General features: G+C 64.6%; 10 protein-coding genes and 1 tRNA gene. 5 read left to right on the top strand and 6 right to left on the bottom strand.

Annotated features, from left to right (window positions below; translation table 11 throughout):
- Positions 1-4 precede the first annotated feature (4 nt).
- From SMD31_RS04250 to SMD31_RS04270, 5 genes are all read left to right on the top strand, one after another.
- A complete protein-coding gene (locus SMD31_RS04250; protein WP_320499482.1) occupies positions 5-2,146 on the top strand; it encodes a uroporphyrinogen-III synthase in 2,142 nt (713 codons plus the stop codon).
- A gap of 13 nt (positions 2,147-2,159) precedes the next feature.
- A complete protein-coding gene (locus SMD31_RS04255; protein ID WP_320499483.1) occupies positions 2,160-3,692 on the top strand; it encodes a heme biosynthesis protein HemY in 1,533 nt (510 codons plus the stop codon).
- Positions 3,693-3,720: 28 nt separating this feature from the next.
- Positions 3,721-3,795, top strand: a tRNA-Thr gene (locus SMD31_RS04260).
- 190 nt (positions 3,796-3,985) lie between these two features.
- Positions 3,986-4,372 (top strand): excisionase family DNA-binding protein, encoded by a 387-nt coding sequence (locus tag SMD31_RS04265; protein ID WP_320499484.1) that lies wholly within the window; start codon positions 3,986-3,988, stop codon positions 4,370-4,372.
- 118 nt (positions 4,373-4,490) lie between these two features.
- Complete coding sequence (locus tag SMD31_RS04270; protein WP_320499485.1) at positions 4,491-5,012, top strand: PAS domain-containing protein; 522 nt, start codon at positions 4,491-4,493, stop codon at positions 5,010-5,012.
- Positions 5,013-5,079: 67 nt separating this feature from the next.
- Here SMD31_RS04270 and SMD31_RS04275 read toward each other — a convergent pair whose 3' ends face one another.
- The 6 genes from SMD31_RS04275 to ftsA form a co-directional block, all read right to left on the bottom strand.
- A complete protein-coding gene (locus SMD31_RS04275) occupies positions 5,080-5,568 on the bottom strand; it encodes a PAS domain-containing protein (RefSeq protein ID WP_320499486.1) in 489 nt (162 codons plus the stop codon).
- An 8-nt stretch (positions 5,569-5,576) separates the two neighbouring features.
- Complete coding sequence (gene ligA, locus SMD31_RS04280; RefSeq protein ID WP_320499487.1) at positions 5,577-7,676, bottom strand: NAD-dependent DNA ligase LigA; 2,100 nt, start codon at positions 7,674-7,676, stop codon at positions 5,577-5,579.
- On the bottom strand, positions 7,673-9,352 hold the full coding sequence (gene recN, locus SMD31_RS04285) for a DNA repair protein RecN (protein ID WP_320499488.1): 1,680 nt from the start codon (positions 9,350-9,352) through the stop codon (positions 7,673-7,675). Before recN ends, ligA begins: the two co-directional genes overlap by 4 nt.
- A gap of 17 nt (positions 9,353-9,369) precedes the next feature.
- Positions 9,370-10,440, bottom strand: a complete 1,071-nt coding sequence (locus SMD31_RS04290; RefSeq protein WP_320499489.1) for an outer membrane protein assembly factor BamD — start codon at positions 10,438-10,440, stop codon at positions 9,370-9,372.
- Positions 10,441-10,719: 279 nt separating this feature from the next.
- The gene (ftsZ, locus tag SMD31_RS04295) at positions 10,720-12,501 is read right to left on the bottom strand and encodes a cell division protein FtsZ (protein ID WP_320499490.1); all 1,782 of its coding nucleotides are present in this window, start codon (positions 12,499-12,501) and stop codon (positions 10,720-10,722) included.
- Positions 12,502-12,544: 43 nt separating this feature from the next.
- Entirely contained in the window at positions 12,545-13,801 is a 1,257-nt protein-coding gene (ftsA, locus tag SMD31_RS04300) for a cell division protein FtsA (RefSeq protein ID WP_320499491.1), read from the bottom strand.
- Positions 13,802-13,814 lie beyond the last annotated feature (13 nt).

The raw sequence follows: 13,814 nt of genomic DNA on the forward strand, positions 1-13,814 counted from the left end.
CCCCATGCGCATCCTCATCACGCGACCCAGGGAAGACGCCGACAGCTTCGCCGCGAGCCTTGCCGCGCGCGGGATCGATGTCGCGGTCGAACCGCTGCTGACGATCCAGCCGGTGCCCAATCCGCCAATCGATCTGGGCAATGTCCAGGCCGTGCTGTTCACCAGCGCCAATGGCGCCCGCTGCTTTGCGGCAGCCGAGGCGCGCCGCGACATCAAGGTTTTCACCGTCGGCGACGGATCCGCAACGACCGCAAGGGCGCTGGGCTTCACCGATATCGAAAGTGCCGCCGGCGACGTGACGAGCCTTGCCACACTTGTGGCTGATCGCCTCAAGGCCGGCGACGGCGCCTTGCTGCATGCGGCGGGATCCAGTCTTGCTGGCGATCTCAAAGGCCAATTGGAAGCAGCGGGCTTCACGGTGCGGCGCGTGACGCTTTATGACGCGGTGCCTGCCAGCGAACTGCCACCCGGCACCTTGATGAATCTGCGCCTGGGCGGGATCGATGCCGTGGCATTGTTCTCGCCGCGCTCGGCCCGCACCTTCGTCGATCTCTGGCGCAAGGCCGGTGGCGCCAAGGACGGCTTGAAGGATGTGACGGCGCTGTGCCTCAGTGCCGCCGTGGCGCGCGAACTCAAGGATCTCGATTGGCGCCGCGTCGAAATCGCGGCGCAACCCGACATCGCGGCCCTGCTGGCCCTGGTCGATGCGGAGCAGAAAAGGAGAGAGACGGAAATGTCCCATCCAGCGACCGAAGGCAAAGACGGCCGCGCTCCCGGCACGGCGGCGGAAATCGACGAGAAGACCCGCGCTGCTGCAGCGAGCGATGCCGTGGCCGGCGCCGCCATCGTCGCCGCCATGCCCAAGCCGGCCAGCACCGGCCGGGGCGGCGCCCTTGTCCTTGGCCTCATCGCCGGCGCCGTCGCCGGGGCCGGCATGGTCGTCGCCGAACCCTATTGGCGCCCCTATCTGCCGATCGCCGCCGTACCGGCAACCGACGCAAATGCGCTCACGGCCCTGCAGGCCGATGTCGCCGCATTGAAGGACGCGCTGGGCAATCGCGAGGCGGTGGACAGCGAAGCGCGCCACGATATCGAAGCGCTGCAGAGCGAGATCACCAGTTGGAAAGACCAGCTGGCCCAGGCGACCGGCAATACGGCCAACACGGCAACGCCCTTGGATCTTGGGCCCATCGAGATGCGCCTGGCGGCGCTCGAAGACCAGTTAAAGAACCTGCCCGCGCCGGAAGCTGCCGCCGCGGCCAGCACATCCGATGCCACCAGCGCCGCGATGCCGGAAGTGCCGGCCGCCGATGTCAGCGCGCTCACCGCACGCATCGCCGAGCTCGAAGGTAAATTCGCCGCCCTCGGCGACACGACGACGCGGCTCGATTTCCTCAGCAACGAGACGGCAGCGCAAAAGGCGCAGATCGAAACGACCAAGGCCAAGCTCGACAATGTCAGCGCGCTCGGCGACCGGCTCACCGCACTCGAGACCCAGGCCAAATCCCTCGGCGTCGATCTTGGCAACCTGTCGCAGGAGAATGCCGAAGCCGGCTTCAAGCGTCAGCGCGCTGCGGCCTTGGTGCTGACGGTCGGCCAGCTGCGCGCTGCGCTGGGGAGCGAGGCACCGTTCGCCGCGGAGCTTGCGGCCACCGAGGATCTGGGCCGCGCCGATGCCGATCTGGCGGCAAGGCTTGCCCCCACCCTTGGCGCCCTGAAGCCCTTTGCCAATGACGGCGCGCCGACCTTGGCGCAACTCCAGGCCGCGTTCCCGGCCGAAAAGATCGCGCAAGGTGCCGCTGCCGACACGGCCGGTGAATCGGTCGGCATCGAGACGTCCTGGCTGCAGAAGACCTTTGCGCGCCTCTCCGAACTCGTGACCGTGCGGCCGGTGGGCGAGGTCGAAGGGGATGGTGCGCTCGCACATCTTGCCCGTGGCGAAGCGCGGCTTAGCAGCGGCGACCTTGCCGGCGCCGCTGCCGAGATCAAGGCACTGACCGGCCAGGCCGGCGAAGCGGCGAAGGTCTGGCTCAGCCAGGCCGAGGCAAGGCTCGCTGTCGATGCGGCGGGGGCCGATCTCGCGGTGATCTCCGCCGAGGCGCTGGCGCCCGCGGTCGGCGCGCCAGCCGCTGAACCGTCGAACTGAGAGGCAAGCGGCGATGACCTTCTTCCGCGTCCTCTGGTTCGTCATCAAGCTGGCCATCCTGGTCACGGTCGCCGTCTACCTTGCCAACCAGCCCGGCAATCTGTCCCTGGTTTGGTTCGGCTATCGCATCGACCTGCACCCGATCGCGCTGTCTCTACTGGGAGTGCTGGTCTGCTTGGTGCTGCTTTATGCGGTCGGTCGCATCGTCGCGCGCATCATCGCGGTGCCCGGCGATATCGGCGCCATGCGCGGGGCGGCGCGGGAAGCCAAGGGCTACCAGATCCTGACGCGCGGTCTTGCGGCTGCCGCGGCCGGTGATGCGCGGGAGGCGAAGCGCCTGTCCCTGCAGGCCCGCAAACTGCTCGCCAAACGGGATGGCGAACCACCCATTACGCGCCTGCTGGCGGCCCAGGCAGCACAGCTTGAAGGCGATGACGTGGCGGCCCACGCCCATTTCAAAGCGCTGGCCGAGACGCCGGAAACCGCGATCCTCGGCCTGCGCGGACTTGCCCATGCGGCGATGAAAGAAGGCAACGAGACGGAAGCGCGGCGCCTCGCGGAACGCGCGCTTGCCGCCAACCCGCATGCGCAATGGGCGGCGGAAACGGCTTTGCGCCTGCAGGCCAAGGCGGGCCGCTTCGATTCCGCCGATGAAAGCCTGAAGGCCCTGGTGCGGGCCGGCGCTATCGACGCCAAGATTGGGCAGCGCCGCCGCGCCGCTCTGCTGACCGAGAAAGCGCGGCAGGCGCTCATCCCGGACGGCACAGACGTCTCGGTCGATGTCGCCATGAGTGCGGCGCGCGAAGCCGTGAAGCTTGCCGGTGATTTCGCCCCGGCGCGCTATGTGCTGGTGCGCCTGATGTTGCGCCAGGGCAAGCGCAAGGAGGCGATGCGCCTCGTCGAGCAGATCTGGGACGATCATCCACACGAAATCCTGGGCGAGCTTTATCTGACCCTGGGCGAGAACGAGAAGCCGCTGGAGCGCACACAGCGCCTGGAACGCCTGCAGAAGCAGAACCCGGATCATGTCGAAAGCCATCGCATCCTGGCGGAGGCCGATATCGCCGCCGAGCTTTGGGGCGAAGCCCGCCGTCACGTCGACCGCCTTGCCGCCATCGAAACCGAGCAGCTGGGTGGCCCGGCCCGCGCCACCTGCCGGGCCCTGGCTGTGCTCGAGGAGCGAGAGCGGCACGATCCGGTGACGGCGCACCATTGGCTCGACGCCGCCAGTGCTGCACGGCCGGACGCTGCCTGGATTTGCCGCCAGTGCGGCCATCGCGGCGAGGCCGGCCCGGAAAGCGGTCATTGGCAGCTGGTTTGTCCGCAATGCCAGGCGATCGACAGCCTGGAATGGCGCCATGGCGCCGCCGCCCGGCTGGGTGGCGCCGCTCTTAGCCTTGCTGCAAAGCCCGCTGGCGGAGCAGAACCTGTTGATCGGACAAGGGAAATCACGATTCTGACCGCCGGCAGCGACGCTGGGCGAAAGACGGAGGCCGGTGCGAATTCCGATGCCGCCTCTGTTGACGCCGCCCGGCTGATAAACTAGCTTCCGGCCCGCGCCAACAAGGCCCGGCGCCGCCTTAGCTCAGGGGTAGAGCAACTGATTCGTAATCAGTAGGTCCGCGGTTCAATTCCGCGAGGCGGCACCATCTTTCCCTTAGATCCGAATAGTTTGTCCGCATTCCCGCGCGCTGTCGACGGGGCCGCTTTTTTTTTGCCGTTGAAACTCGAGCCATGAAACTTAAGTGGCCGGCCGCCATTTCAACTCTCATCGGGGCCTTATCCGCAAGCTCAGCCAAATGATGGCGGGCAGCCGCGGCCCGACAGGGAGAAATGAAAATGTCGGAAGAAGATGTGAAAACGCCTGACCCACAAGACATCATGAATGGCGGGCGCCCCTTCACACTCGACGGACTGGCCGAACGCTGGGAATGCTCTGGCAGTCATGTGCGCAAGCTTTGTGCAGCCGGCAAACTGCGTCATTTCCGGATCGGCAGTCTCTATCGCATTCCAGTCGATGCCGTGCTGGAATTTGAAGTCGGCGATTATGGAAACGACCGGCTAGGCATGGCGGCCGCAATGAACTCAGCGGCCGAAGTCATCACCCTGCCGGATAGGGACGACCCCGTCGCCACCTATGTGCGCTCGTTCCGCGAGCGGATATCGAGCCAAGCCACAACACCACATTTGCCAACGGCACCGCGCCCCGACGCCAAGGAAAACTGAGCGACCAGGTCTAATTTTGCCCAAGAACACATACTTAAATATATCGATTTATCTCTTTCAGTTGTGAAGAACCGTCGGACATTCTACCCTCCTGCCATCATAGCGCTCGGAAGGTGGCATGACGGCGTGGCTGGATATCAAGCGATCCCAATCGGCGCGGGTGAGGGAACTTGATGCTTGGTGGCGCAAGAACGCCCTCGACCGCCCATTGCCCGACAGGGCCGATCTCGATCCGGCCGCCATTCCCCTCCTGCTGCCCTATATCCTCATCTCGGAAGTCGAGCGCCCTTTCCGGGTGCGCTATCGGTTGGTCGGCACCGAAGTGGTGCATGTGACCGGCCTCAACTTCACCGGCCACTATCTCGACCAGCTCATTCCGCCCGGCGAGGAAGAAAGCTGGCTGGCGCATTACCGGCATTGCTTCGAGACGGCGCAGCCAGTCTATGGACTGAGCACCGTGAAGACGCTGGTCGGCGGATCCTTCAGCTATGAATATGGCATCTGGCCGCTCACGAAAGGTGGGCCTGAGGTCAGCCAGTTCATTGCCTTGGAAGATTACGGCCCCCATCGCGCCAGGTCGCGGGAATTGCTCGATCAAGCCAAGCTGTGGCGCCGCGCTGATCCCTCACCCGCCGATTGACGATCCGCCGATGTCTTGGCGGCAAAGACACCCGCGCGCGGGGCATCGAACATGGCGTGAACCTGTCTTATCTTGCAGACTTGGCGGCCATGGCGGCACTGCCGATGAAGTCGACGGCGAACAGCAACATGTCGACCGACTGGCCATCAGCGGCAAGCGGCAGGATCACACTCTCGACAAAGAGGAAATCCTTGTGCGGGCCGATATAAGGCGGCCGCGCCAGCAATGGACGCCGCTCTTTCAACACGCGAAGATTATTGTCCCAGACGGTCGAACCCTGGCGTTGGAAGGGAATGTCGCTCAGATAGCGGCCGGTCCAGTCCTCGGCCATGTGCCGGCGCAGGGCGGAGCCCACCAGGCGGTAGCGAAAATCGAGCGGATCGTGCTGCACATCCATCAGCATCAGATGCGGTAGCAGGCGCGGAACATCGAGGACGGGATCGAGGTCGCGACGCGCCGGCAACATGTCCGGGTCGCCGAGCGCACGCTGCTTGCCAAGCCAGTAGTCATAGCCGGCCAGGACGCTCGCGGATCTTATGTCACCCCGATCGAACATTCGATGGGCTAGCCCCCGATCAGATCAAGCCACTCCTGTTCCGATAATACCACAATACCAAGTTCGCTCGCCTTGGTGGCCTTGGAACCTGCGCCAGGGCCGGCGATGAGGTAATCCGTGTTCTTGGACACCGACCCTGCCACCTTGGCGCCCAGGCTCTCGGCCCGCGCCTTGGCCTCGTTGCGGGTCATCTGTTCCAGGGTTCCGGTGAAGACAACCGTCTTTCCGGCCACCTTTGAATCGCCCACTCTGGGCGGCACGAAAGGCTGCACGGCAACGAAACCGGCCAGATCTTCGACCACCGCACGATTATGCGCTTCGTCGAAGAACTCGATGAGGTCGGCCCGGATCGACGGCCCCACGCGGGCGATGGTGGCGAGATCCTGATAGGCGGCACTCTCAGGGTCCTTGGCAGCCAGCATCGCCGCGCGCCAGGCATCCAAGGTCAAATAGTGACGCGCCAGCAACTTGGCCGTCTCCTCGCCGATTTGCGGGATGCCGAGGGCATAGATGAATCGCTCCAGCGATATCTGCCGGCGCGTCTCGATGGCGCGCAACAGGTTGTCGACCGAGAGCTGGCCCCAGCCCTCGCGATCTAGCAGGATGTCGCGCTTGTCCTTCAGGCGAAAGAGATCGGCCGGCGATTTGATGAGTCCGTCGGCAAAGAACGCTTCGATATGCTTGCCACCCAGGCCATCGATATCGAAGGCCATCCGCGACACGAAATGGCGCAGCCGTTCGACAGCCTGCGCCGGACAGATCAAGCCGCCGGTACAGCGGGTCGCTGCTTCACCTGGCACGCGTTCGACATGGCTGCCGCAGACGGGGCAAGCCGTCGGGAACCTGAACGGCGCGCTGCGGCCCTTGCGCTCGGCATCGAGCACGGCGACGACCTGCGGGATCACGTCACCGGCGCGCTGCACGATGACCCGGTCGCCGACCCGGATGTCCTTGCGCGCGATCTCGTCTTCGTTGTGGAGCGTCGCGCGGCCGACCATGACACCACCGACATTGACCGGTTCCAATTCGGCGACCGGCGTCAGCACGCCGGTGCGGCCGACTTGGATCGTGATCGACTTGAGGGTCGTTTGCGCCTGTTCGGCCGGAAATTTATGGGCGATCGCCCAGCGCGGCGCACGACCGATGAAGCCTAGGCGCTCCTGCCAATCGATCCGGTCGACCTTGTAGACGACACCGTCGATATCGTAATCGAGTGTCGCGCGGTCGCTTTGCACAGCTTCATAGAAGGCCAGCGTCTCGGCCAGATCATGCGTCACCTTGCGGCGCGGATTGACGCTGAAACCCCAGGCCATGAGCTGCTCGTTGAGGCCATGCTGGCTTTCGGGACGCTTCTTCAATCCTTCGACGGCGCCAAAGGCATAGGCAAAGAACTGCAGCGGCCGCGACTTGGTGATGCTGGCATCCAGTTGGCGCAACGACCCTGCAGCGGCATTGCGCGGATTGGCGAAGACCGGTTTGCCGGCTGCCTCCTGCGCGTCATTCAGCTTCAGGAAGCCGGCCTTCGACATGTAAACTTCGCCGCGGATCTCGATCCGCGCGGGATGGTTGCCGTCTTTCAGTCGCAACGGCACACCGGCCACATGTTTGAGGTTGGCGGTGATGTCTTCGCCCACGGCACCGTCGCCGCGCGTGGCCCCGCGCACGAAAACGCCGTCTTCATAGGTAAGATTGGCAGAGAGACCGTCGATTTTCGGCTCGGCGGCGAGCGGTACAGGCGTCTCGGCAGGCAGGCCCAGGAAACGGCGGATGCGGTCGACAAAATCCGTCACGTCCTCGGGCGCAAACGCATTGTCGAGCGAGAGCATTGGCGTGAGATGCGCGACCTTCGCAAAACCCTGCGCCGCTTCGGCACCCACCTTGTCGCTGGGCGAGTCGGTCCGCTTCAGCTTGGGAAAGCGTTTCTCGATCGCCTCGTTGCGCTGCATCAGCGCATCAAAATCCGCATCCGTAATCTCGGGTGCGTCCTTCTGGTAATAGAGCTTGCGGTGATGCTCGATGTCCTTGGCCAGTTGCGCCAGTTCGAAAGACGCTTCCATCACGTCGAGTTCATCGACGGGTTTCTGGACCGGCGCCTTCTTACTGGTCATGCAGCACCCTTCAGCAGCTTGTCGGCTGCCGCGCGGGCCTCGTCGCTGATGGTAGCACCCGACAACATGCGGGCGATTTCCTCGCGCCGCTGCTCTTTCGTCAGGGTCGCCACGGTGGTCGAGGTCACGCCTTTGGCGACCTTTTTTTCCACCCGCCAATGCTGCGCGCCAAGTGCTGCCACCTGGGGCGAATGGGTGATGACCAGGACCTGCAACTGCTCGGCCAGGCGCTTCAGCCGCTCGCCCACCGCCGCTGCCGTGGCACCGCCGATTCCGGCATCGACCTCGTCGAACACCAGCGTGGGCACCGGCTGTGCGCGCGACAGCGATACCTTGAGCGCCAGCATGAAGCGCGCCAACTCGCCGCCGGAGGCAATGCGCTGGATCGGCCCCGGCTCGGCACCGGGATTGGTTGCCACTTCGAAGGCGATGCGATCGGCGCCGTTTTCGCCAAGCTGCGCGTCGGGCAAGGCCTCGATCCGCGTGGCAAAGCGTGCTTTCTCCAGCTTCAGCGGCGCCAGTTCTTTCGTCACGGCGGCGTCCAGCGTCTTGGCGGCCTTCTGGCGCAGCTGCGTCAGCGCACCGGCCGCCGCGAGATAGGCCTTGCGCGTTTCCGCCGCCCGCGCCGCAAGGCCCGCAATGTCGCCGCTCTTGCCGTCGATCATTTGCAGGCGTGCGGACAAATCGGCCAGCAAGTCCGGCAGCGTGTCGGCGCGCACGCGATGCTTGCGGCCAAGATCGCGCAGCAGATGCAACCGTTCCTCGACCCGCTCCAATCGCGCCGGGTCCGCATCGAGCGAGGATTGCAGATTCTGGATGCCGGCGATGGCATCGCGGAGCTCGACGCCCGCACGATCGAGCGAACCGGCGATGGCCGCGAGTTCCGCACCCAGCGCTTCGCCGAGCTTATCGCCGAGGCGTTGCAGGCGGCGTTCGGCCGAGATCAGCGCGCGGTCGGCCCCCTTGTCACCGGCGAGATCCTGATGCGCCGCGTTGACGGCGTCGATGACCTGCGCACCGGCCAGCAGCAACTGCCGCTCCATGGCAAGCTTGGTCTCTTCTTCCGCCTGCGGATCGGCCAGTTCCAGTTCCGCCACGGCGTGGCGCAGAAAATCCTCGTCGGCGCGCGCCTTTTCAAGCACGGCTTGTGCCTCGCCCAGGGCGTTATCTGCCGCCTTCCACTGGCGATAGGCCTCGACTGTGCGCGCCAGTTCGATCTTATGGCCGCCGAAGCCATCCAAGAGGTCCCGATGCGTCGCCGGATCGAGCAGACCATGGGTCTCGAACTGGCCCTCGATTTCGATCAGGTGCTCGGCCAGCGCCTTCAGAAAGGCGACGCTCACCGGCTGGTCATTGACGAAGGCGCGGCTGCGTCCGTCGCTGCCCAGTTGCCGGCGCAGAATGAGGTTCTCGTCGCGCTCGATCCCTTGCGCGTCGAGCAGATTGAGGGCGGCATGGTCGGTGGGCAGATGGAATTCCGCCGTGACGACGGCCTGTGCCGCACCCGCCCGCACCAGCCCGCTCTCGGCGCGGGCACCCAGCGCGAGTCCCAAGGCATCAAGCAGGATCGATTTGCCGGCGCCCGTCTCGCCGGTCAGCACCGTCAAGCCAGGCGCAAAGCCGAGTTCCAGCTTTTCAATGAGAACGACATTGCCAATGGTGAGGCCGACCAACATGGTCCGCCGGCCCAGGCTTATTGCGGAGCCGGGGTTTCACCCGGCGGCAGCAGGACCTGCTCGCCGGAAGGATCGTTCCCCGGCTCCGGAGCCATCAAATCCTCGGTCGAATTAGTCGAAAGCGCCGGGCCCTGACCGCCGTCACTCGGAGCCGCCGGCACGGGTGCCGCGCTGGCATCGGACAAGGGCAGGCCCGTCACCGGGTCGACCGGCACGGCGTCAGGCGCCGGCGCCACATCCGAAGGCGGTGCTGTCAGCGCGTCAGGCGTCGCTTCCGTTGTCGCTGCTCCACCCAGGCCCTTGACCGTGGCAGGGTCGACCAGCGCGATCGGCGCGTCGGCCTCGCTCCCTTCGGGCGTCAGGCCCTTGCTGGTGATGAGGGCGTAGGCATCCTGATACCATTGCGAACCCGGATAGTTGTAGCCGAGTACCGCCGTCGTCTTCTGCGCTTCGGCGAAGACACCGAGTGCCACATAGGATTCTGTCAGGCGCTCCAGCGCCTCCGGCACATGGCTGGTGGTCTGGAACTTGTCGACCACGGTCTTGAAGCGGTTGATCGCTGCCAGATACTGGCCGCGCTTCTGGTAATAGCGGCCGACATCCATTTCCTTGCCGGCCAAATGATCGCGCACCAGATCGAGTTTCACCGTGGCATCGCGCGAATAGGGCGTGTTCGGAAAGCGCGCCACCACGTCTGAGAGCGCACGCTGCGCCAACTCGGTATTGCCCTGGTCGCGAGTCACGTCCTCGATCTGCTCGTAGTAGCAGAGCGCACGCAGATAAAAGGCATAGGCGGCGCTGCGATTGCCCGGATGCAATTCGATGAAACGCTCGAGCGCTGGAATGGCATCGTCGTATTTGTCGACCTGGTAATAGGAATAGGCCGACATCAACTGGGCCTGTGTCGCCCATTTCGAATAGGGGTGTTGGCGCTCGACTTCGTCAAACAGCTTCGCAGCCTTTTCCGGCTGGCCGGAATCGAGCGAATCCTTGGCGTTGTTATAAAGCGTCTCGACCGGGGTATCGGGAATTTCCGGGTCGGGAGTGGAACAGGCGGCAAGCCAGCCCGCCGTCAGCAGGGTGGCCATCGCTCCGACCGGAATGCGGCGCCAAGCACTTGATTTCAAACTGTTTCGAGTCGCCATAGATCCATTTCCCCGGGCCGAAGCGGCTCGACTATAGGCGGGCGGCGCGTCCCGCTCAAGTATAAGGGTGGGGTCGGGTCACTTTACCCAAGTGATTGTTATCGGAGCAAAAAAGGAGCCCGGGCAGCCATCGCCACCCAGGCCCTGATCAGTTCATAGGCACCTCGGGAAGAGGCCGAATTGCCCCCTTCCCGCTCGGAACAAGCTCAGCTTGCCCCAGGCTCAGTTCGCCTGGCGGCGCAGGAAGGCCGGAATATCCAGCGTTTCCTCCTCATGACGGATCTGCGTCAGGCGCTCCGTCGGATCGAGGTTAAGCGAGGGCTGGACCGGCGCTTCCGGACGCGTCACCCGCGGCTCCGGACGCTGCACACCGGCCGGGACCGCATCGCGGGTCGGCATGGCGGTCTTGCCCTGGCCAGCGAAGCGGCTGGTCATCTTTTCAAACAGCGTCGGTGCCTTCTTGCGCGCTTCACCCTGCCCGGTCGGCTGCTGCATGGCGTTCTGCAAAGCCTGGGCCGGCACCGTTTCCGCCCGCGGCTGTTCAAACGCCGGCCGCGCCGACAGGTTGAGGCTGGAGGCGGAGACGCTCGGCTGCACCACCGGCTGGGCCATCATCGGCTGCTGCCGGGCTTCCATCGCCGGCGGGGCGATGAAAGCGCTGGACGAGGGCCGATCGGGCTGACGTTCCGGCTGCTTCTGGCCGACACTGACTTCCAGTGCCGTCATCTCGTCCTTCAGGATCGGCCGGACTGGCTGGGCCTGCAGGGCAGTGGCCCCCATGGTCGGGGTCATCATCGCCGTGTGACCCATCTGCGGGTGGCCCATCGTCGTGGCCGAGCGCGCCGAAGCGTTCACGGCCTGGACGCCGACCGACTGTGCCGCAAGCGAACCTGACCCAACTGCATCCATCCGCGGCTCGGCGGTGAAGCCGCCGGACTGCGGGTTAGCAGCAAAGCTGCCGGGCTGCGGGTTGGGATTGCGGGCGACGATCGAAAGACCGCTCGACATGCCGTTGCCGCGCGGCTGCACCTGGGCGATGGATTCAATGCCGGTCGCCACCACCGAGATGCGGATCTTGCCATCGAGCGCCTGGTCGAAGGTCGAACCGAAGATGATGTTGGCATCGGGGTCGACCTCGTCGCGGATGCGGTTGGCCGCCTCGTCGACTTCGAACAGGGTCATGTCCATGCCGCCGGTGATGTTGATGAGGACGCCGCGAGCGCCCTTCATGCTGACTTCATCCAGCAGCGGGTTGGAGATGGCCGCCTCGGCCGCGGCGATGGCGCGGTTTTCGCCGGTGGCTTCGCCGGTGCCCATCATCGCCTTGCCCATCTCGCTCATGACAGCGCGGATATCCGCAAAGTCGAGGTTGATGAGGCCCGGCATGACCATCAGATCCGTGACACCGCGCACACCCGAATAGAGCACTTCGTCGGCCATCTTGAAGGCGTCGGCGAAGGTGGTCTTTTCGTTGGCGATGCGGAACAGGTTCTGGTTGGGGATGATGATGAGGGTATCGACGTATTGCTGCAGTTCCTGGATGCCGGAATCAGCCAGGCGCATGCGATGCGCACCTTCAAAATGGAAGGGCTTGGTCACCACGCCGACGGTAAGGATGCCCTGTTCGCGGGCGATCTGCGCAACGACGGGGGCCGCACCGGTACCCGTGCCACCGCCCATGCCGGCGGTGATGAAGGCCATGTTGGACCCGGCCAGCTGCTCGGCGATTTCACGCACCGCTTCTTCGGCAGATGCACGGCCGATATCCGGTCGGGCACCGGCACCAAGACCCTTGGTGACGGTGTTGCCAAGCTGAATGCGACGTTCGCACAAGGATTGTTGCAGAGCCTGGGCATCGGTATTGGCCACCATGAACTCGACGCCTTCCAGCTTCGAGCGGATCATGTTGGAAACGGCATTGCCGCCGGCGCCACCCACACCGATCACAGTGATCTTCGGGCGGATATCGAACGGGTCTTGGGGCAGAGAGAGATTGAGCGTCATTGAGGTGCCTCCTTTTTTAAGGTCGCTTATTCCGTACGCATGATCAGAAATTGTCTTTTAGCCAGGTACCGAAACGGCCCATGAAGCCGCCAGATGCCTGTTCGCGGGGTTTGCCGGGGTGAAGTGCCTCGGCGTCGGTTTCGAGGGCGTAAGAGAGCAGGCCGGATGCCGTGGCAAAGGCCGGCCCGTTGGTCGCATCGGCAAGACCGTGGACGCGCAAGGGACGGCCCATGCGCACCTGCTTGTCGAGCACGAGGGATGACAGTTCGCGCACGCCGGAAAGCTGGCTGGCGCCGCCGGTCAAGACGACGCGGCGCCCCGCCACCTTGTCGAAGCCGGAGCTCTCCAAGCGCGAACGAACCAGTTCGAAGGTTTCTTCCAGCCGCGGCTGGATGATGCCGATGAGGATCGAGCGCGGAATGGCGTTCATCAGGCCATTCTCTTCCTCGCCCACCTGCGGCACCTGGATGATTTCCCGCTCGTCCGCCGGCGTGGCCAGGCAATTGCCATAGAGCGTCTTCATGCGCTCGGCATGGGTGAGCGGCGTGGAGAGGCCGCGGGCGATGTCGTTGGTGACATGGCCACCGCCGATCGGCACCGAATCGGTATAGACGACGTGACCATCGAAGAAGACGGCAAGCGACGTGGTGCCGGCACCCATGTCGATCACCGTGACGCCGAGATCCATTTCGTCATCCACCAGAGTCGAGAGACCCGAGGCGAAAGGCGATACCACGAGCGCCTTGATATCGAGGTGACATTTCGCAACACAATTGGTGAGGTTGCGCACGGCACCGGCGGCAGCGGTGATGACATGCATGTCGACGCCGAGTCGCTCACCGAACATGCCGCGCGGGTCGCGGATGCCCTTGGACCCATCGATCGAATAGCCGACCGGGATCGAGTGAATGAGGCGCCGCTCGGCATTGCCGTTGATCTGGCTGCCATGCATCAGCACGCGCTCCAGATCATGCTCGGCCACTTCGCGCCCCGACAGCGGCACTTCGACGCCGACGGTCTGCGAGGCCGGGTAACCGCCCGAAAGATTGAGCACCACTTCCTGGATCGTCTCACCGGCCATCTGCTCGGCGGCGTGGACGGTCGAAAGGATCGCCATCTCGGCCTGTTCCATGTCGACGATCGTCCCGGCGCGAACACCGCGCGAAACCTGATGGCCGATGCCGACCACGTTCGGCCGCCCGTCATCCGCGACACGGGCGATGAAGCAGCAGATCTTGCTGCTGCCGACATCGATGGCGGCAATCAATCCGTTCTTGGGCGCGATACGTGGCTTCTTCATCTCTTTGTCTTCC

Source organism: Dongia rigui (genome assembly GCF_034044635.1).
Classification (GTDB): Bacteria; Pseudomonadota; Alphaproteobacteria; order Dongiales; family Dongiaceae; genus Dongia; species Dongia rigui.